This is a genomic window from Brevibacillus schisleri, assembly GCF_055685845.1.
The window spans coordinates 5,842,078-5,860,662 of sequence record NZ_JBVNDM010000001.1; the positions used below are offsets into that span (position 1 = coordinate 5,842,078).

The following is an 18,585-nucleotide window of genomic DNA, read 5'->3' on the forward strand; positions in this document are numbered from 1 at the left end:
GAATTCCCCTTGTGTTTACCCGTCGCCAATACTATACTGAATGCAAATTACCCATTCATTTCCACACGAAGCAATGACTGAAATTTCATAACTTACGAAAGCTTTCGCTCCATAGAAAGGTGGATCAAATGTCACTCAAACCTGAAGATTTACAAAGCTACATCGACTCCCCAGACAAGCAGCAAAGACTATACAAACGAACGCTCTGGATTGTCGTCATCTCACAAATTTTCGGCGGTGCAGGACTTGCGGCAGGTGTCACCGTAGGGGCTCTCCTCGCTCAGGATATGCTCGGCTCGGAAAGTCTCGCGGGCATCCCTGCCGCATTGTTCACGCTTGGCTCTGCTGTCGCTGCATTGCTGGTGGGTCGACTCTCTCAACGCTTTGGACGCCGTTTAGGGCTCGCTAGCGGCTTTTTAGCAGGAGGGATTGGGGCAATTGGGGTGGTGCTCGCAGCCGTCGCAAACAGTATTGTCCTTCTATTTGCTTCCTTAATTCTGTATGGGGCTGGCACCGCTACTAACCTGCAAGCCCGCTATGCAGGCACAGACTTGGCAAAGCCTAAACAGCGAGCGACTGCCGTAAGTATTGCCATGGTCTCCACTACATTCGGGGCGGTTGCAGGACCAAACCTTGTGGAAGTCATGGGACGATTCGCTACATCCATCGGTGTCCCCGCACTAGCTGGCCCTTTCATCTTGGGTGCCGCAGCTTTCATCCTCGCTGGTCTCGTATTTTGGGTACTGCTTCGCCCTGACCCGTTCATCGTTTCGAAAGCAATCGCCGAAGCACAACAGGGGAATCAGAGCTCGTCGGCCTGTCTGAATGAGAATCAGCTTGCAAGCAACAACCGGGGAATCATCGTGGGAGCCACCGTCATGATTTTGACGCAGATCGTCATGGTCGCCATTATGACGATGACGCCTGTACATATGAAGCACCACGGACATGGTCTATCAGAAGTAGGCATCGTCATCGGTTTTCATATCGGTGCGATGTACCTTCCCTCGCTCTTGACGGGTGTACTCGTTGACAAGATCGGTCGCTCCACAATGGCCTATGCTTCAGGTGTCATACTGCTTGCAGCCAGCCTGACTGCTGCTTTTGCCCCAGCCGATTCGATGCCACTACTCATCACCGCTCTTGTGCTGCTCGGACTGGGCTGGAATTTTGGATTAATTAGCGGTACAGCGCTCATCGTGGATGCAACGCAGCCCGCCACTCGCGCCAAAACGCAGGGAACGGTTGATGTCTTGATTGCCTTGGCTGGTGCATCCGGTGGAGCTCTGTCTGGTATGGTCGTCGCCAATGCCAGCTACGCAACACTTTCCCTTGCCGGAGGCGCATTATCGCTGTTGCTAGTCCCTGTCCTGATATGGTCCCACAGAAAAAGCAAACACCGTGTAGAGATCTCCCAAAACTAAAGCCACCCTCATCAGGTGGCTTTTCCTCTATTCAAAGGTATCCAAAAAAAATAACACTGCTCACAGGCAGTGTCATTTTCCTCCGACCACTTTATTATCATGTCCTTCACTCGGATTATGCTCATCTATAATCTGTTTTAAGCTAGCGAAGCCAGGAGTAAATTTGCTGTTGGGAATCTTCTTCTTGGAAGAGAGATTTTTCGAGTAAACAGCAGTTTCGTTACCTCTTTTCGCGAAGAACTCAGCTAATTTCATCGTATCCCACTCCTAACTAGCTCTCTTTAAAGTTTTGACCTTATTCACAAACTTGGTAACAAATCCTAATAATAACATATACGTAGTCAACCGCTCGAACTCCTGCATATTTTCGGGAGTAAATGTGTCATTCTTGTAAACAGCGACCGCAAATCCAAGCCGGAACTTGCCAAAATTTTTCACAATTGCAAATTGTTCGATGTCCGTGTTTTGAATTCGTCCCTTTACTTGTTTATCGGCAATTCTGCAATCCTCTTGAAGCATGGAAGACAGTAGCAGCGTACGTACTGTGTCAAAATCTTTCAACTCGGTTAAGTAAAACACTTCAAACTGCTTGTCATTATTCGTAGGTACGATCCAATAGCAGCATAGCTCGTCCGGTTTCAAACCATAAATCGTCTTTACTTCCATTTCAAATGCCTTCATAAACGTGATCGCATTCGCATTAATAATAGCTGTTGATTGTCCGCTCCCATCCAAGCTGTAAATCGCATTGGCCAATTCTTTCTCACAATATTTCACTTCCATCTGGAACTCGATCTCGTTCCCTCTAATCTTGTTGCAGATGAACAAAACGATGAATACCATTCCTGCCAAAATAGCGGAATACAAGATAGACAAGCCTAGAACAGAGCCTAATGAAGCTAGCTTGTTTTCCTCATGTGGCGGTGCTAGGATAAACAGCCATTCAATCGGTTGAAACATCCACTTATGTATGACTGCTATCAAATCTGGCAGCAAACCTTTTAACAATTCAAATACGAGCCATGAGACCAGAACGAACAAGATGCCAAGAACAGAAAACACAATCTTCACATGGCTCTGCACGAGATTCTTTAGCACCTGTAAACCTCTCCTTCTGGTAAAGTTTTACATTATTTTAACATTTTATTCAGATTCTACAAATAGGAAAAAACTACCTACATTTAGGTAGTTTCAGGCTGTCGAGAAAGTCGACAGCCATTTTTATTTCACTTAGTTTTAATACGGCACCGCGTTAATTTGTTATAATTCTTATAATTACATTTTATAGTAGGTGATAATTGTGCTTACCTCCAATGATAAAAATCCGCAAATGCATTACGAATTTGTGTGCCTTGATGAATTGGTCCCAGAAGACCATTTATTAAGAGTCATCCAGAAACATATAGATTTCTCCTTCATCCGGGAAAAAGTACGTCAATATTATTGCGAGGATAACGGTAGACCTTCCATTGATCCTATTGTTTTATTTAAAATGATTTTCATTGGATACCTTTACGGTATCCGCTCAGAGAGGCAGCTCGAAAAAGAAATCCAGACTAATATCGCCTATCGTTGGTTTCTTGGCCTTTCTTTAACAGATCGAGTTCCAGATCACACAACAATCAGTTGGAATCGTCGAACCCGTTTTAAAAATACAAATGTTTTTCAGGAGATTTTTGATGAAATTGTGCGCTTGGCGATTCAGCATCGAATGGTCGCTGGCCGTGTATTGATAAGTGATTCCACACATCTTAAAGCAAATGCGAATAAACGAAAATTTAAGAAGCATGTCATCGAGAAAACGAGTCGTGCCTATCTCAAAGATTTAGAGGTAGCAATTAATGAAGACCGTGAGGTACATGGAAAAAAGGATTGAAGCCTAGAGAGGGTGTGAAGGAAGAAAAGGAAATCAAGGTGAGTACCACTGATCCGGAAAGTGGCTACATGGTTCGAGACAGCAAGCCCGAAGGCTTTTTCTATCTCGATCACCGGACTGTCGATCATAAGTACAATATTATTACCGATGTCCATGTCACTGCTGGCAATGTCCATGATTCCGTTCCTTACATAGATAGGCTGAATCTCCAAATCGAGAAGTTTGGGTTTCAGGATACAATTGAAGCTATTGCATTAGATGCTGGTTATTTAACTACTCCAATCTGCAAGGCACTTCACGATATAAATGTATTTGCTGTCATCGGTCATCGTGCCTTTACACCTGTTAAAGGTCTTTTTGCTAAATGGCGCTTTAAATATGATCTGGAGTGCGATGTGTACACATGTCCTCAAAAACATACGCTTACTTATTCGACTACCGATCGAAACGGATACAGGATGTATAAGTCCAATAAAGAAATATGTAAAACTTGTCCAAGGCTTTCTGAGTGTACCCGATCTAAAAATCACCAAAAGGTGATAAGCAGGCACGTTTGGGAAGAGAGTAAGGAATGGGTTCGACAGAACCGTTTAAGTAAATCGGGGAAATATTTATATAGATTAAGATACCAAACCATAGAGCGAAGCTTTGCAGATGCTAAAGAACTGCATGGGCTTCGCTATTGTAGGTTACGCGGACGCGAAAATGTCCAAGAGCAAGTATTGATGACAGCAACAGTACAAAACATTAAAAGGATAGCACTACACCTAGCGAAAGCAAGTTAGGTGCAGGCTATCCTTTTTTCAGCACTTCGTGCTGGAACAATACCAAAAGAAATCCCCCAAAAGGGGGTTTCTCTTCAGTCTGAAACTACCTACATTTAGGTAGTTTTTTAGGCGTTTCTATCGTTATCGTACTAACTTTTTGATTACCTATGTACTGGATCGTCTGCTGTATAATCTTGCTGTTCTCTTCAATTCTCTTCAGTGGTTTAAATGAACTCAACAATTGCACGTTCCCCCTATCGGTATACTAGGTGTAATTCGTAACGTAATGCCCCCTTATTGGTCTGCCCATTTTTCACCGCTATCAAACACGAAATGCTCATCATGACCTTCTTCCGTCTTGGTAATACCCCTTACCTTATGCCGTTCTGATTTTGTTTAGACCCCTCTTCTGGGTGCTGCTTTTCCACTGTTCGTGACGGTTTTGTTACAGACAATGTCGCTCCCATTGGCACCATTGGCATCCTCAATCCTTGCCTTACTTAAGGATAATCCAAGCGAAAAGGAGTTAGTCAGAATGAATTCCATAATAGCGAAGAATGAAACCATTTTTTCCTATATCATGGCCATCGCGCGGATTTTCGATAATCAAGTAGACTTGCCCTACCTTGAATAAGTCAGTATCACACTCGGCGTTCTCACCTTCAAACTGAATGGCGGCCTCGAGCAGAAAGTGAAGATACCTTATCAGTATATGCTGGTGTTCTTAATTTTGATATTCCTGTGGATTGGTGTTAACCCATTTCGGCGACAGTCGGTACTTTGCCATTGATTCGTGGGTGATAACAATAAAGCCACCCGCCTTGGGGTGGCTCTTATCCTTACTTCGCCTTTGGGGTTACCTTTTCCACTCTGTTTTCGCCCATCTTCACTTTGAATAGTTCTTTTTCATTACGACCGGAAGCTTGAAAAAAGATGAAATCTCCCCCGATGTTTATCCGTAAACCCAATGGAGACAGTGGGGTTGTCTTGCCGTCCGCCATATTCATTCGGCCTACCATTCGTTCCCCGTTTATTTCTGAGATGTAGTATAGATACTTCCCAGCTATAATGATCGGATTCTCTGCTGGTGGTAATCCTTTCTTGACTAGAGCAGTCTTCCCATCCTTCAATCCTATTTTATAAACATCTTCTACTCCACTGGATTCTACCCATTTTGTATAGTAAATGAAATCGCCAGACAGACCGACAAGGGACACTTTGTCTTTGCTTACGAGCTTTTTCTGCGTTCCATCCCGCTTCATTTTGTATAGTTGACCACTCTCATTGGTGTAGAAAATCCAATCCTGATAGAAATAAACTTCCTCAAACCGATCAAGTAGCTTCTTTTGATTTTTGCCGTTCGTGTCCATTCTGTACAAACATCTGTTATTATCCGCGTAATAAATGATATCTCCCACTACATACAATTTACGTACGTTATTGGGGTCCTCTTCCGCAGGACTACTGCTCTTGATAACTGTTTTGAACTGCCATCTGTCTTGATTTTCATGAGCTCCATCACATCTTCATACGTATAACTAATCTCATAAGGGGACATCTCAAGCTGATAGAATTCTTTCACGGGCTTATTGCGCGTATAGTAAATCCAGTCCCCTACCACATTCAGATTATGGGCCCAATCACTGCTCAACTTTTGAAGCGAGCTCCCATCCTGTTTGATTTTGTATAGACCATCGTTGTTACAAAAAATCCATTCTCCTTGAACGGCGACAAAGCTTTGGTATGAATTGATATTCACAGGATCGCTGCCAAAAACGTTTATCACTGGTTTTTTTGTTGGCGCAGTCGCCATTGTTTGTTGATTGCCAAAGCCAAGAACCACAATCAGGCATACTGCCATCGCAATGGTGATCATCCATTTCCCTTTATGTTGCACCATGCATCCCTCCCCTTCATGGCCTAATAAAGTAATACACAGCGGATATTTCTTCATTTATATACATCCGTCGACACTGATTTATATGTACCAAAACGAATTTGTTTTGTCTATCTCAATTTGGATTATTTGGAAAAATTAAGAAACCGCCCATCATAGGTGAATTTTGTTCTACGGTAAACTTTGGTACATTTCAAAAAAACTGAATTTATCAAGCTTTGAATCTGTTCGCATTTCCGTTCATATTCAGTGATTTTGGGTACTTGTTGACGTCAACAACTGGTCAACAACTTCAATCTCAAGGGAGCGTGTATAGACATGGATTTGCAATATAAAGGGGTTAATAAACACGGGCGTGTGGAATGGATTGAACGTGATCTCGTATCTTCATTCCGTCCAGAAGGTTTGGTAATGGAAGATTGGCAAGTTAAGCAGTACAGGCCGTTTGTAGAAGGTATTAGAACTTGTATCGGTCGTGATTTAACAAAAGATGAGCTTAGTACGATCGCTTGGTTGGCCGGATACGAACAAAGTACGGTTGACAAGATCATGGGCGTTATCAGAGCAGCTTATGAGCACGGAAAAAAGTGAAAAGATAATAGAACAACCCGCCTCATTCAAAAGGGCGGGTTGTTCTTATGCAGTCAGGATAAAGTCTACGAAAACTGGCGAACGTAGCATGCCGCTCTTTGTCCAGTTCCGCATTTTGACGCGTGCTTTTATCTGCGGCTGCACGTAAACGAAATCGCGATCCTCACCAGTGATCAACTGTTTCGCCACTCCATAAATCGCCTGCTTATGAGTAGGCGGTACGCCAAGTTTCTATTTTTAAATAGACTCCTCCACCCAGCTGTCATGAAGCCATTTTTCCGTAACGCGTCCATTGCTCCAGATTATCCCTTGCTCAAAGGTGATAATTTGTCCGTCTGGACCGACGATTACCCACGCGTAATTATTCTCTTCAGGAAGGTAGCATTTATATTTCATACCCGAGATGGTCACCGTTTCACGCTTATCCCCTTTGGTCACAACGATTGTCTCGTCGTGATTGTCAATTCCTGCACCAGTTGCATAAACAATACCGGAACACATAACCACAAGTAGGGAAGATAGTATAACCTACAACTTTCCTTTTTTCATCCTTCTCCCTCACCAACGATTCGTTTTTGCACGAGAAAGGAGCACAAAAAAGCGACACTCAATAAAGTGGCCAGTCCTTCAAATGTCAAAATATAGCTACCTGTTTTCAGCAATTGCAGAGACACAATCGGACCCAACGTTGCCCCCAAAAACAAGATAAGCGTATAGAGCGATACGGCTGTTCCACGAAATTGTCCTGCGAGGGTGCCAATCAATGAGATTAAAACGGGTACGGTGATGGAAATCCCGGCTACAAACAGAACACTCGTCAGAACAAGAATAGGCAGGGCAGAACTGATCCCCAAAATTCCTAGACCAAGCACGGCTAAAAGTAAACCTGCTTTCAACACGTTCATGATTCCAAATCTAGCTACCAAACTCCCAGCAAACGGGGAAAGGAGCATACCTACGATCCCTGCAGCTCGTACCAGCAGAATTTGATTGTTGTGTAATAAAAAAGGATCTTGGCTTAGATAACTTCCAAGCGTGGTGTACATACCGACGAACGCAAGGAGTAATGTGAATGCAATGAGATAACAGAAAAACAGGGATTTGTGAAACAGCACCGTTCCCATTTGCTTAAATGGATCCAGGACATTGATATTTTGATGCTGTGTTCCCCCTTTTGGAATCGATCCCCCTAACAAGCCGACGGACAGTAGATAGATTCCACCGAGGAAATAAAAGACGAAAGGCCAACCGAAGTTCTGGCTTACGATATCGCTTAAAACCTGTCCTGCAATCCCCGCCAGTAAGAAGCCGGTACTAACGAATCCAATTGCTGTCACTCGATTCTCCGCCGGATACATCTCCACTACGTAGGAAAGTGCGGCCGGAGCAAACGTCGCAGCGGCAATGCCTTGAATGGTTCGAAGTGCAATGAACAAAGGAAAACTGCTTGCTATTCCGAGAAGCGGAGTGATCACGCTAAGAGCAACCAGTCCCCAAAACATAACCTGTTTTCGTCCATACCGATCCGATAAAGACGCAAAGAGCAAAAAGCTGATTGCATAGGTAAGCGAAAAAGCACTGCCGCTCCATGCTGCTTGAGCCGGAGTGACTTGAAACTCTCGTACAAAAGCTGTAACCATTGGAATGGTTACATACATGCTAGATACCACAGCTAAACCGCACCATGAAAGAATTGCGGTCATCACAAAATACTTTCCTTCCGCGCCGAAAGCGGGTCGTCGTGCCGTTTCCGCCAAGCTGTTCCCTTCTTTCAGATCAGGTTCATCATTATTCAGTCAGACGGCTCTTTGCCAGAAAGTCCGGATCGCTAGCAACTACCCCCGCTTGCCCCCAATTAGCCAACTGGGTTTCCCGTAGGATCACCAGTACTTTGTCCGGAGGAATATTAAACAAATTGACCGTGACGTTGGTCAGCTCCTTGATCCACTGCTCCTTTTGCTCTGCATTAAAACCTTCCCAGCAATCCACATTAATGATTGGCATAACCTTTTTCCCCTTTGTAATTAATTTATGTAACTTGTATAAGTTACGCATTAATTGTAACAAATCTACAATCAAAGTCAATAAGTAACCTCTCATTGTAAACATTGTACCTATCATGTAAAATATTTGCTAAAGGAAATAGCAAGAGGTGATAAGATGAACCATGATAATCAAGCAGATAATCCTCTTATGGATTTTGATTTATTGCGCAAACTGGTCGTTGGAATTGGCGAAGTATCTGATATTACTGGTGTTCCTCAAAGACAGATTCGCTATTGGGAAGAAAAAGGAATTATTCAGTCGTATAAGGAAGGAGAGGGAACCACTAGGAAGTACGATTACCTAAACATCAAGAAAATTCTCTTGGTTAAAGAGTTGCTTGACGATGGATTCACATTGGATGCGGCTGCAAAAAAAGTAGAGGAACGGATGAGAACGATTAACGAGGTGTTTCAAAAACTCTCCGATCGATAGAAAACAGCAAGATTTAGCTCCATTTAACAGTATTCCGAACAGGAAAAAGGGGCTGTCCACAAAGCAGATCAAAATTCTGCCAAGGAAACAGCCCTTCCGTTTGTCTTTTGTCCAGATGCAGCTGTTAAAGTTGAGCAAAGGATGCTTTTATTCCACAAGCATCCTCTACTTATGTTTATTCCACTATAGAACCCGTAGGAACTAAGCGGGTACTTTTCTTTCTGTAACATTTTCATCTATTGGTTCCAGCCAAAGTCACCTTTTCTGTAGCCGTCCTCATAACGTAGGACTATCGGTTACGTCATTGATGTGTCTTGTGTATCATCGCGTAACTCCATTACTTCGTGATAAGATCAGGCAGTGACCGTCTATCTTTGGCTTGAAGACGTAGCGGCTGTCCGAAAAGGGTTTATCAACTTGCTCGAGCAGCATCGGGTATATAAAATTCATATAGCATTACCACTATCAATTGTATCAATACTGTAAGGGACATGCGCTGGTAATTACTCGTAGGAGACTTTCATAATGTCCATGAAAGGTATCTTCCTTGTTGCTTCGTTCTCCTCTACATGAACTAGCCTTGTACGCGAGTCAAGAACTGTGATCCGCCCGCGTACTTTCTCAGGCATTCCCCAAACAGTCAAAGCTCTTTCGTCACAATCTTCTTTTGCTTCAGCGAGCTGATTCCCCAATTCTTCTAATTCAAATTCATCTCTTGTAGGACGTTTTGGTGTAGCTGACTTTGCCACGGTATACCTCCTAGCCTCTAACATTCGTTATGTTCTCGAGCGGAATCCATTGGACATCTTCGACTGTAAACAGTTTTACTTTTCTGGTATTCGCATTGATCTCTGGTACCGCTCCCCACATAGTGCAAATTGTACCTAGCCCGTTTTTCTTATGTCGCCACCATGTGATTGAAACTGCCTTTTCGTTTTGTTGCGCGTCGCGTAGAAGGTAGTCAAATGTTTCAAGCTCGTCTTGTTCAATCACAGGCATTCTAACGAGTTTATCATCTTCTTTCATTTGCAGGTATAGCTCACGTTGCTCGGGCAACACAAAACGCATGGAAAAGGGATTTTCTATCTTAGAGGCCATTTCAACACACCATTCCTTTCCCAAGTGTCGAACACTTCCAAGACCGTCATAATGCCGCCGCGAGTTCGACCCGTCTTGATGCATAGTTCATCTACAGTTGGCGTCCTTCTTCGTCCTGCCGAATAGTTGCCGATCACTCTTAATACCTTCCGCTCGATATCAGACAGCACGGCTGCTCACCATCGCTTTAACGGCAAGGATGTTATCAATGACAAAAACCCTCGGAGCCTTACGTGTTAGACAATATGCTCTCAGACGGTCTCCAACAATCTCCAAAGGTCGCAAGGTCCGTTGTGTAGTGTGCGGCCCGCTGCCAAGGTAAATAATTTGGATGTGTTGATGCTGTTCTATGGCTCTTTGCAGTTGCCTTCTCATGCTGTTCGCCTCTAAACAGAACATACGTTCTTATAATGTACGAACAACTTACGAACATGTAAATCGAGTAGGAGGGGGTGACTAGCCCCCGTCCTCTCACACCACCGTACGTACCGTTCGGTATACGGCGGTTCATCTAAGTTTGACGTAAAAGAAAATACCTATCCTTAAGACTCTTAAGACCTTCGGTCTGCCAATAGGCATTATCCAAAGTTCTGTGAAGTATAGGACTGCACGCAATACGCCAGTATCTCTTACGAGAATTGCCCCATTCGAAGGCTTTTGCTTTGGGCACTCCCAAAGTAATAAGCCTTTTTACTTTTGTTCGAGGGTTCTTCCACTGTTTCCATAGGCACATACGGAGCCTTCTTCTTATCCATTCGTCTAGACTGGAGAAGAAGAAGGTGTGTCTGCAAGTGAGAAATATCCCGCCCAGCCAATAAAGTATCTATTTAGCTGTTCAATTCGATACTCCATGGGAAGCGCGTTTGACCTTGAGGTAAATTCCCGAATTCGTTGTTTTACCTTCTTCATGCTTTCTTTCGCGATTCGAATCTTTGGATCAGACTGGTGGGTAAAGCTAAACCCTAGAAATTTTCGTTTCCATGGCCGGTCTACTGCACTTTTCTCAATGTTCACCTTAAGTTTTAGTTTATTCTCGATGAACCAGGAAATAGATGCCATTACCCGTTCGCCAGCCTTCTTTGAAGAAACGTAGACATTACAGTCGTCCGCGTAGCGGACAAATCTGAGCCCTCGTTTTTCTAGCTCCATGTCCAATTCATGCAACATGATGTTGGAGAGCAGCGGACTAAGAGGTCCACCTTGCGGCACTCCTTCCTCATTTGCTGTCTCCAACCCGTTAATCATGATGCCCGATTCTAAATAGCTTCTGATAAGCCTGAGAAGTGTCTTTTCCTTGACATGTTTGGCGATAAGCCCCATTAACTTGTCATGGTTTACTTTGTCAAAGAATTTCTCTAAGTCTAAATCAACAACCCACCGTTTCCCCTCTTTCATAAATCCTTTAGCCTTCCGAACTGCATCATGTCCTCGCCTATTTGGACGAAAGCCATAACTGTGTTCGGAGAACATCGGATCGAAAACTGGGGTCAGAATTTGAGCGATTGCCTGCTGGATAAAGCGGTCTGTCACAGTAGGAATTCCTAGCAACCGTACCCCACCTCTAGGTTTCGGGATTTCGACCCTTCGGACTGGTTGCGGTTGATAGGTACCATCCTCTAACTGCTGGCGGATGGAGTCCCAGTTGGTCATGATATGTTCACGTAGGGATTTTACTGACATACCATCCACACCGTGGCTTCCTTTATTCTTTTCCACTCTCTTTAATGCTGTCAGAAGGTTTTCCCGTGACAGAAGTTGCTTCATCATGTTGAGGTATTCCTTTCGCGTGAACGTTCTTTCTACTTGTGCCATTCTTACTTCAGCCCTCTCAGATTCCCCCGTGGAATTCACCACTTCCTCCTCTGAGCAAGTCCTTACGGATTGTCTGCCTCATTAGCAAGAATGAACGCCTAGCTTCTCGTTCTTCCTAGATGTTCGGTCCTTCCCTGTTCAGGCGTCCCTTACTAGGGTACTATGACCTCTGCTGACTCCTGATCGTTCAGCTTCTCCTTTCAAAGAAGGTTACCATGTGAGCATGGCGTTTCGGTCAGGTCTCCCCAGGTAAGAGCGTTATCTTCCCCTCCATCTATCTGCCTCATTTACTCTCATTCGCCTTTGGCAGTAAGGACTTTGCCTTGACATGCAGGCTCATCCAACGAATGTTAGCCTCGTATGAGGTTCGTGTTCCTCAGACCGGAGGTTTGCCGCCGACTTCCTTCAGATTCCACCTCACGGTGGACACCCTTGTCTTAAGCTAATGGCTACTACTGCCTTCACCATTCGGGACTTTAACCCTAGAGATAACGCCCATGCTGGGCGCACATGAATAAAACTCCACATTACGTGGAGCTTTAAAAATTAATCTTGTGACAAGAAGTTATATTTTTCTCGAGGTATGTCATTTAGATTCAAGAGGAATTTATGCTTTTTCATAATCGAAGAAATGGCGGGTAGTATATTCTCCCCCATTCCAACGTCTCTTGGATCAATATCTGCAATTTCATACTCTATTAACCAGTGACAATCCACTTTATTTTCCAGGAAACCCGAAGCAATAATATGAAGTTCTTCCTTTATTTCTGTATCAAGCTCTGCCTCAGAAATGATTATCACTTTGATTAAGTTAGATCTACCAAACTCTTTTTCATCTTCAATCCCCATCAAAAACGGAAAATCTTGCAAAACACTTGGCCGCCTAAAATCTAGTAAGAGCATGTGGCAAACCTTCTCGCCGTTATAACCCCTTCTAATTAGAAAAAATTCTACATCTCTTAATTTTAGCTCTCGGGTAAGCCTAAGAGTATCTTTCATATTTCCTCCTTAATTTTCTGGAACAGCTTGTAGTTCCTTTATATCGCCAAAATAAAGTCAAGCCACTTTCCACTTCGCAAAGACCAGAGTTTATATCCTAATGCTCCTGCAACTATTCCTGCTGCAATAACAAGGTCACCTGAATTATAAAGGTTTAGGTTTTTTTGGACAATTTCTTGTTTAGCCTCTTCAAGTTTTTTCTGTTTTTTTGCGCCTTCTTTGTACAGTTTACCTTCCCGAACTTTATTAGCTAACTTTTTTGAAAGACAATCCTCCAACTTTTGCCCATGACTCTTAGTGCCGTCGCATGACTCTGCTGCTATCTCTGTATTGCCATCGTAAACATGAACGTGCCATTTGGCATCACCATGGGCAGTTGGTGCATCCAATCGAACTCGAATACCTTTTCCTAGGTCCTCCCAATCCCCAGCACCCATTTTTTGCATTACAGGGTTCTTTACTTCCTTTGCGAAACCTACAACAGAGAACATATTAAGCAAAACACTCAAAGCTAGGAACAACGCAAGACTTTTCTTAAACATTATTTTCCTCCTATTTTTTTGAAAATAATTTGAATTTAATTACATAAATTCAATTAAAATTTAAAATTAGCTGTATATTACATTAAAAGTAATTATTTGTAAATAATGTTATTTTATGCGTAAATTTGTTAAGATATATAATTTAACTTTAAATACAAAAAACAGGAGATATTTCCTTGTATTTACGAAGTAGACTTTACTGTTTCAATCACAAGATGTTTCTACACATATTGGTCCAAAATATGGGGGAATTCCGTCTGGACTAATTCTGCGGACGGGGTTTGAAATATCATACTTGCTTGTTTTTGTTTCCGCGCGTTCATATAGCACTTTCACACATAAACCGATACATTTTGGTAGCAAGTCAGGCTCAAGTTGATTTCCCACCAACGATGAGAAATCAACTTCGAATCCCAGCTGGAAGGAGCTCATAACGCTCAATTTTGCTCCTATTCTTTAGTGATCCACCTAATTAAAAAGAGCAGCGCAATCAGTGAGCCCCACTTCTGAAAACTCTACCACTTGTTATCGCATCATTTACCCCCACATACTTTTATCTCTACCGTTTTACTAGCGCCGTCCCACCCAACCTGCAGGTCCAGTGCAACTGCCAGCTCGCGCGCAGGAGCGTACGAGACGCCAGATTCGATTGTCTCGGTCAGATCGCGCCCGTTTACCGTTACTTGGTTGGGTGGCTGCATTGTATACCGGCGTCACACCGACTGCCTCTGCTACCGCTCGTACAGGTAGTGTAGAAACTCCTCCCTTGAGGAAGCCTTGAACAGGCAGCAGCTTCCCATTTACTTTGATGGAAACCTTATCCACAGGTTTATCCACTGACTTTTGAATTGGTTGCGGACAATTACTCATGTAGAAATCGTCGACATACTTCACTGGATGTATGTGGTTACCAAAACCAAAGCTTGGCCCATTCTTCCTAACCTCAAAATGCAGATGTTGACCTGCGGATTTTCCTGTGTTTCCTTGTCTGCCGATTGCCTGGCCACGCTCGACATATTGACCAACAATAACTCCGCAATCGGTAAGGTGTGCGTACAGCTGCAGGTAATTGTCCTTGTCCTTGATGATCACAGTATTGCCGAAGCCGCCTACACCAGTGCCTTTCTGTCCCATCCCAGCGTAGACGACCGTCCCTGCGATAAATGCCTTGATATTCGCGTATGCTGGTTTTACTAAGTAAATCCCCGTATGGAATTCGATCCGCCCAGTGATCGGACTTGTACGCGGCCCAAATGGAGACGTCACGCGATATTCTTGCATCATTGGTATCATAATTACTTGTACTCCTTTCTTGCGGCTCTCTCAGTCTTGGCTTTGATTTCTGATCCGACCAAGTTAACAATTGATTTTGGAACAGGCCAACCAGCTCGGTGAGCATTTGCTGTTAGGCTATTCCATTTGTGATAGAGTAGACCGAATGTAACTCCATAAAACAGAAAACCGGGTGTGCCCATCACCCGATCCAGCAAATTTGCTATGGCCGACAGTGCAAAAAGAAACAGCGAACGCGGGATTCGTGATAGCCCGTATTCAGACGTATAGGACCTATCCTTTTTAGCTGCTGATATGCCCGTGATCCAATCGAGTCCAATCATAAGAAACAGCACAATCAAAATATCCAGCCGACCCGTTCCATAGAGGTACTGAAATATCGGGGTAAGAAACACTCCCGTAGTTACTGCGATCCCGTTTGCTGGGGTCACTACATTCTCTAAACTCTGTAAAAACTTCATCAGCTCATCTTCCTCCTCACCCCCCTCGGGGCAAAAGTAAAGGGAGCCGCGTTAGCAGCTCCCCTTGAAAACAATATTCTTTACTACAACCCGCAACTGTCCAGCCATTCGCTAAACGTCACGGTATCGATATCAGCTCGCCGGAAAATGCATAATCAACAACCTCTTGGAAGTTACTTACGTTGTACTCGATGCCGGAGGTCGCCGTACCACGGACCAACTTATGGAACATGAACAAGCAAACGCCCCCACATTAACCGCAGCATCTATGTGCTCTTTTAGTGTGGTAGGTGTAATCGTATGATCCACATTACGTATCTTGATCGTCCGTTTATCAGGTGGCGGTGTGGTCGCCGTATCATCTTGGACGGTGCGGCCCGCTCTGCGAGATTGCATAACTTGCAACACCCTTGCATCATACGCCCCGTATGGGTACGCCAAGATATTTGATGCTTTCGTAAAGCCGTTTGCATTCAGCCAATCCTCGGCGTCCCCGATCTCTTTTTCGATGGCCGCTGTGTCTTTCAGGTCTTTCAAAGTCGCATGGTTCATGGTGTGGTTGGCCATGTCCCATCCATAGGCGTACATCTCTTTTAGTTGTGGCAACGTGCAATAGCCAGACCTCCAGAAAAGATGACCTTCTCCAGTTTTGTGGATAATGGCGGGAAAAGTACGCTCGTAGTGAGCTTGGGTATAAAACTCTTGAAAACTACCTCATTCAAATTAACAACCGTCTGATCCCTGAATTTGGCCATTTACGAATGGATCAAATTAAACCACTTCACATTGTAACGTTTTTGAAAGAATTGCAAGAAGAGGGAAATCGACAAGACGGCGTTGATGGGAAATTATCCTCTGCAACGATTCAATACATCCATCGAGTTCTCAAAAATATTTTAAAGCGTGCAGTAGTTTGGAAGGCCATTAAAACAAGTCCCATGGAAGGAATTAAAAAACCTAAAGTGGATCAGGTTGAAATGGGAGTTTATGACGAAACGGAAGCCCACATGTTACTTCTGGCTCTGGAGACGGAACCACTGATGTGGAGAGTAATGATTAAGCTTGCACTAACAACAGGTTTAAGACGCGGGGAGTTACTCGGACTAGAATGGAAACATATAGAATTAGGTGACGGTTTTGGTACTATCGATGTATGTCAATCTTTAAATCATGTAAAAGATATTGGTTATTTAATCAAGGAACCGAAAACAAAAAAATCAATACGTAAAGTATCCATCCCCTCGTCTCTGATTCCAGAGCTAAGAACATTAAAGAAACAATCTAACAAAGCCCGAATTCAGGCAGAGGAATTATGGAAAGAAGGTCAACACTTCTTTGTTTTTTCAGCCACAAATGGAAAGCCTCTCTACCCGGCTATGGTGAATAAATGGTGGCCAAGTTTCATTGAACGGCACAACTTAAAATATATCCGTTTCCATGATTTGCGCTACACCTCTGCCACTTTGCTAATCAATAAAGGGGGTCATGCAAAAATTATTTCGGAAAGACTAGGTCATTCAAACATTTCTACAACGATGAACGTATATGGCCACACTTTACGTTCTGCCGATCAAGAAGCAGCTAAGCACTTTAACTCCCTATTTGATCCAAACCAACACAAAAAAGCTTAATACTGATATATTTGGTCAACAATCCGTCAACAAGTCTATTTTTTTTGCTATTACTTGCATCAAACCGGAAAGTGAATTCAAACTAAAAACCCCTGATTTATCAAGGGTCAGCCTGAAGAGAAACCCCCTTTTGGGGGATTTCTTTTTAGTATTGTTCAGCACGAAGTGCTGAAAAAAAGGATAGCCTGCACCTAACTTGCTTTCGCTAGGTGTAGCGCTATCCTTTTAATGTTTTGTACTGTTGCTGTCATCAATACCTGCTCTTGGACATTTTCACGTCCGCGTAACCTACAATAGCGAAGCCCATGCAGTTCTTTAGCATCTGCAAAGCTTCGCTCTATGGTTTGGTATCTTAATCTATATAAATATTTCCCCGATTTACTTAAACGGTTCTGTCGAACCCATTCCTTACTCTCTTCCCAAACGTGCCTGCTTATCACCTTTTGGTGATTTTTAGATCGGGTACACTCAGAAAGCCTTGGACAAGTTTTACATATTTCTTTATTGGACTTATACATCCTGTATCCGTTTCGATCGGTAGTCGAATAAGTAAGCGTATGTTTTTGAGGACATGTGTACACATCGCACTCCAGATCATATTTAAAGCGCCATTTAGCAAAAAGACCTTTAACAGGTGTAAAGGCACGATGACCGATGACAGCAAATACATTTATATCGTGAAGTGCCTTGCAGATTGGAGTAGTTAAATAACCAGCATCTAATGCAATAGCTTCAATTGTATCCTGAAACCCAAACTTCTCGATTTGGAGATTCAGCCTATCTATGTAAGGAACGGAATCATGGACATTGCCAGCAGTGACATGGACATCGGTAATAATATTGTACTTATGATCGACAGTCCGGTGATCGAGATAGAAAAAGCCTTCGGGCTTGCTGTCTCGAACCATGTAGCCACTTTCCGGATCCGTGGTACTCATCTTGATTTCCTTTTCTTCCTTCACACCCTCTCTAGGCTTCAATCCTTTTTTCCATGTACCTCACGGTCTTCATTAATTGCTACCTCTAAATCTTTGAGATAGGCACGACTCGTTTTCTCGATGACATGCTTCTTAAATTTTCGTTTATTCGCATTTGCTTTAAGATGCGTAGAATCACTTATCAATACACGTCCAGCGACCATTCGATGCTGAATCGCCAAGCGAACAATTTCATCAAAAATCTCCTGAAAAACATTTGTATTTTTAAAACGGGTTCGACGATTCCAACTGATTGTTGTGTGATCTGGAACTCGATCTGTTAAAGAAAGGCCAAGAAACCAACGATAGGCGATATTAGTCTGGATTTCTTTTTCGAGTTGCCTCTCTGAGCGGATACCGTAAAGGTATCCAATGAAAATCATTTTAAATAAAACAATAGGATCAATCGACGGTCTACCGTTATCCTCGCAATAATATTGACGTACTTTTTCTCGGATGAAGGAGAAATCTATATGTTTCTGGATGACCCTTAATAAATGGTCCTCTGGGACCAATTCATCAAGACACACAAATTCGTAATGCATTTGTGGATTTTTATCATTGGAGGTAAGCACAATAATCACCTACTATAAAATGTAATTATAAGAATTATAACAAATTAACGCGGTGTCGCTTTAAAATTAAGTGAAATAAAAATGGCTGTCGACTTTCTCGACAGCCTGACCCCTGATTTATCAAGGGTTTTAGCATCGATTACATTTCACTTCGAACTGAATAG

21 protein-coding genes and 3 pseudogenes are annotated in these 18,585 nt (G+C 43.2%); 6 read left to right on the forward strand and 18 right to left on the reverse strand.

Going from position 1 to position 18,585, the window contains the following annotated elements:
- The first annotated feature begins 128 nt into the window (after positions 1-128).
- On the forward strand, positions 129-1,424 hold the full coding sequence (locus tag ACUUHJ_RS27780; RefSeq protein WP_472300574.1) for an MFS transporter: 1,296 nt from the start codon (positions 129-131) through the stop codon (positions 1,422-1,424).
- Between the two features lie 72 nt (positions 1,425-1,496).
- Here the strand turns inward: ACUUHJ_RS27780 and ACUUHJ_RS27785 are convergent, their stop codons facing one another.
- Together ACUUHJ_RS27785 and ACUUHJ_RS27790 are read right to left on the reverse strand one after the other, a co-directional pair.
- Positions 1,497-1,679, reverse strand: a complete 183-nt coding sequence (locus ACUUHJ_RS27785; protein ID WP_289674741.1) for a hypothetical protein — start codon at positions 1,677-1,679, stop codon at positions 1,497-1,499.
- A gap of 12 nt (positions 1,680-1,691) precedes the next feature.
- A complete protein-coding gene (locus tag ACUUHJ_RS27790; protein WP_015893411.1) occupies positions 1,692-2,522 on the reverse strand; it encodes a hypothetical protein in 831 nt (276 codons plus the stop codon).
- A 232-nt stretch (positions 2,523-2,754) separates the two neighbouring features.
- On the opposite strand from ACUUHJ_RS27790, the gene ACUUHJ_RS27795 reads away from it, so the two are divergent.
- Positions 2,755-4,085, forward strand: a protein-coding gene (locus ACUUHJ_RS27795) for an IS1182 family transposase (protein ID WP_472301132.1) whose coding sequence is annotated in 2 segments (ribosomal slippage) — positions 2,755-3,295 and positions 3,295-4,085 — 1,332 coding nt in all. Because the reading frame shifts where the segments join, the coding sequence is not laid out codon by codon here.
- 821 nt (positions 4,086-4,906) lie between these two features.
- Here ACUUHJ_RS27795 and ACUUHJ_RS27800 read toward each other — a convergent pair.
- Both ACUUHJ_RS27800 and ACUUHJ_RS27805 read right to left on the reverse strand, forming a co-directional pair.
- Entirely contained in the window at positions 4,907-5,437 is a 531-nt protein-coding gene (locus ACUUHJ_RS27800) for a DUF5050 domain-containing protein (RefSeq protein WP_472300575.1), read from the reverse strand.
- A 47-nt stretch (positions 5,438-5,484) separates the two neighbouring features.
- Positions 5,485-5,967 carry a DUF5050 domain-containing protein gene (locus ACUUHJ_RS27805; RefSeq protein ID WP_472300576.1) on the reverse strand — a complete coding sequence of 161 codons (483 nt, stop codon included), beginning with the start codon at positions 5,965-5,967 and terminating at the stop codon, positions 5,485-5,487.
- Between the two features lie 315 nt (positions 5,968-6,282).
- Here ACUUHJ_RS27805 and ACUUHJ_RS27810 point away from each other — a divergent pair, with 315 nt between their 5' ends.
- Positions 6,283-6,555, forward strand: coding sequence for a hypothetical protein (locus tag ACUUHJ_RS27810; protein WP_472300577.1), 273 nt, complete (start codon positions 6,283-6,285; stop codon positions 6,553-6,555).
- Between the two features lie 45 nt (positions 6,556-6,600).
- Here ACUUHJ_RS27810 and ACUUHJ_RS27815 read toward each other — a convergent pair.
- The 4 genes and pseudogenes from ACUUHJ_RS27815 to ACUUHJ_RS27830 all read right to left on the reverse strand — a co-directional run.
- Positions 6,601-6,786 (reverse strand): annotated as a pseudogene (locus ACUUHJ_RS27815) (ATP-dependent DNA ligase); the annotation flags it as partial.
- A gap of 6 nt (positions 6,787-6,792) precedes the next feature.
- Positions 6,793-6,993 carry a hypothetical protein gene (locus ACUUHJ_RS27820; protein ID WP_289674744.1) on the reverse strand — a complete coding sequence of 67 codons (201 nt, stop codon included), beginning with the start codon at positions 6,991-6,993 and terminating at the stop codon, positions 6,793-6,795.
- A 107-nt stretch (positions 6,994-7,100) separates the two neighbouring features.
- Positions 7,101-8,258 carry an MFS transporter gene (locus ACUUHJ_RS27825; RefSeq protein ID WP_472301248.1) on the reverse strand — a complete coding sequence of 386 codons (1,158 nt, stop codon included), beginning with the start codon at positions 8,256-8,258 and terminating at the stop codon, positions 7,101-7,103.
- Between the two features lie 85 nt (positions 8,259-8,343).
- Positions 8,344-8,559, reverse strand: a complete 216-nt coding sequence (locus tag ACUUHJ_RS27830; protein WP_157696796.1) for a tautomerase family protein — start codon at positions 8,557-8,559, stop codon at positions 8,344-8,346.
- Positions 8,560-8,715: 156 nt separating this feature from the next.
- Between ACUUHJ_RS27830 and ACUUHJ_RS27835 the strand changes: the two genes are divergently transcribed.
- Positions 8,716-9,033, forward strand: coding sequence for a MerR family transcriptional regulator (locus ACUUHJ_RS27835; protein WP_436708302.1), 318 nt, complete (start codon positions 8,716-8,718; stop codon positions 9,031-9,033).
- 503 nt (positions 9,034-9,536) lie between these two features.
- Here the strand turns inward: ACUUHJ_RS27835 and ACUUHJ_RS27840 are convergent.
- The 9 genes and pseudogenes from ACUUHJ_RS27840 to ACUUHJ_RS27880 form a co-directional block, all read right to left on the reverse strand.
- Positions 9,537-9,782: a YolD-like family protein gene (locus ACUUHJ_RS27840; protein WP_472300578.1), complete on the reverse strand. Its 246-nt coding sequence runs from the start codon at positions 9,780-9,782 to the stop codon at positions 9,537-9,539.
- 10 nt (positions 9,783-9,792) lie between these two features.
- Positions 9,793-10,131, reverse strand: coding sequence for a YolD-like family protein (locus ACUUHJ_RS27845; RefSeq protein WP_472300579.1), 339 nt, complete (start codon positions 10,129-10,131; stop codon positions 9,793-9,795).
- 159 nt (positions 10,132-10,290) lie between these two features.
- Complete coding sequence (locus tag ACUUHJ_RS27850; RefSeq protein WP_472300580.1) at positions 10,291-10,530, reverse strand: WYL domain-containing protein; 240 nt, start codon at positions 10,528-10,530, stop codon at positions 10,291-10,293.
- A gap of 112 nt (positions 10,531-10,642) precedes the next feature.
- A pseudogene (gene ltrA, locus ACUUHJ_RS27855) lies at positions 10,643-11,898 on the reverse strand (group II intron reverse transcriptase/maturase).
- Positions 11,899-12,489: 591 nt separating this feature from the next.
- A complete protein-coding gene (locus ACUUHJ_RS27860) occupies positions 12,490-12,942 on the reverse strand; it encodes a hypothetical protein (protein WP_472300581.1) in 453 nt (150 codons plus the stop codon).
- Between the two features lie 38 nt (positions 12,943-12,980).
- Positions 12,981-13,484: a hypothetical protein gene (locus ACUUHJ_RS27865; protein WP_472300582.1), complete on the reverse strand. Its 504-nt coding sequence runs from the start codon at positions 13,482-13,484 to the stop codon at positions 12,981-12,983.
- Between the two features lie 570 nt (positions 13,485-14,054).
- Positions 14,055-14,777 (reverse strand): M23 family metallopeptidase, encoded by a 723-nt coding sequence (locus tag ACUUHJ_RS27870; RefSeq protein WP_472300583.1) that lies wholly within the window; start codon positions 14,775-14,777, stop codon positions 14,055-14,057.
- 2 nt (positions 14,778-14,779) lie between these two features.
- Positions 14,780-15,238, reverse strand: a complete 459-nt coding sequence (locus tag ACUUHJ_RS27875) for a phage holin family protein (RefSeq protein ID WP_472300584.1) — start codon at positions 15,236-15,238, stop codon at positions 14,780-14,782.
- 177 nt (positions 15,239-15,415) lie between these two features.
- Complete coding sequence (locus ACUUHJ_RS27880; protein WP_472300585.1) at positions 15,416-15,805, reverse strand: polysaccharide deacetylase family protein; 390 nt, start codon at positions 15,803-15,805, stop codon at positions 15,416-15,418.
- A gap of 104 nt (positions 15,806-15,909) precedes the next feature.
- Between ACUUHJ_RS27880 and ACUUHJ_RS27885 the strand changes: the two are divergent.
- Both ACUUHJ_RS27885 and ACUUHJ_RS27890 read left to right on the forward strand, forming a co-directional pair.
- A pseudogene (locus ACUUHJ_RS27885) lies at positions 15,910-16,035 on the forward strand (tyrosine-type recombinase/integrase); the annotation flags it as partial.
- A gap of 141 nt (positions 16,036-16,176) precedes the next feature.
- A complete protein-coding gene (locus ACUUHJ_RS27890) occupies positions 16,177-16,869 on the forward strand; it encodes a site-specific integrase (RefSeq protein ID WP_472301249.1) in 693 nt (230 codons plus the stop codon).
- Between the two features lie 191 nt (positions 16,870-17,060).
- On the opposite strand, the gene ACUUHJ_RS27895 is transcribed toward ACUUHJ_RS27890, so the two are convergent.
- Positions 17,061-18,391, reverse strand: a protein-coding gene (locus ACUUHJ_RS27895; protein WP_472301122.1) for an IS1182 family transposase whose coding sequence is annotated in 2 segments (ribosomal slippage) — positions 17,061-17,851 and positions 17,851-18,391 — 1,332 coding nt in all. Because the reading frame shifts where the segments join, the coding sequence is not laid out codon by codon here.
- Between the last annotated feature and the right edge of the window lie 194 nt (positions 18,392-18,585).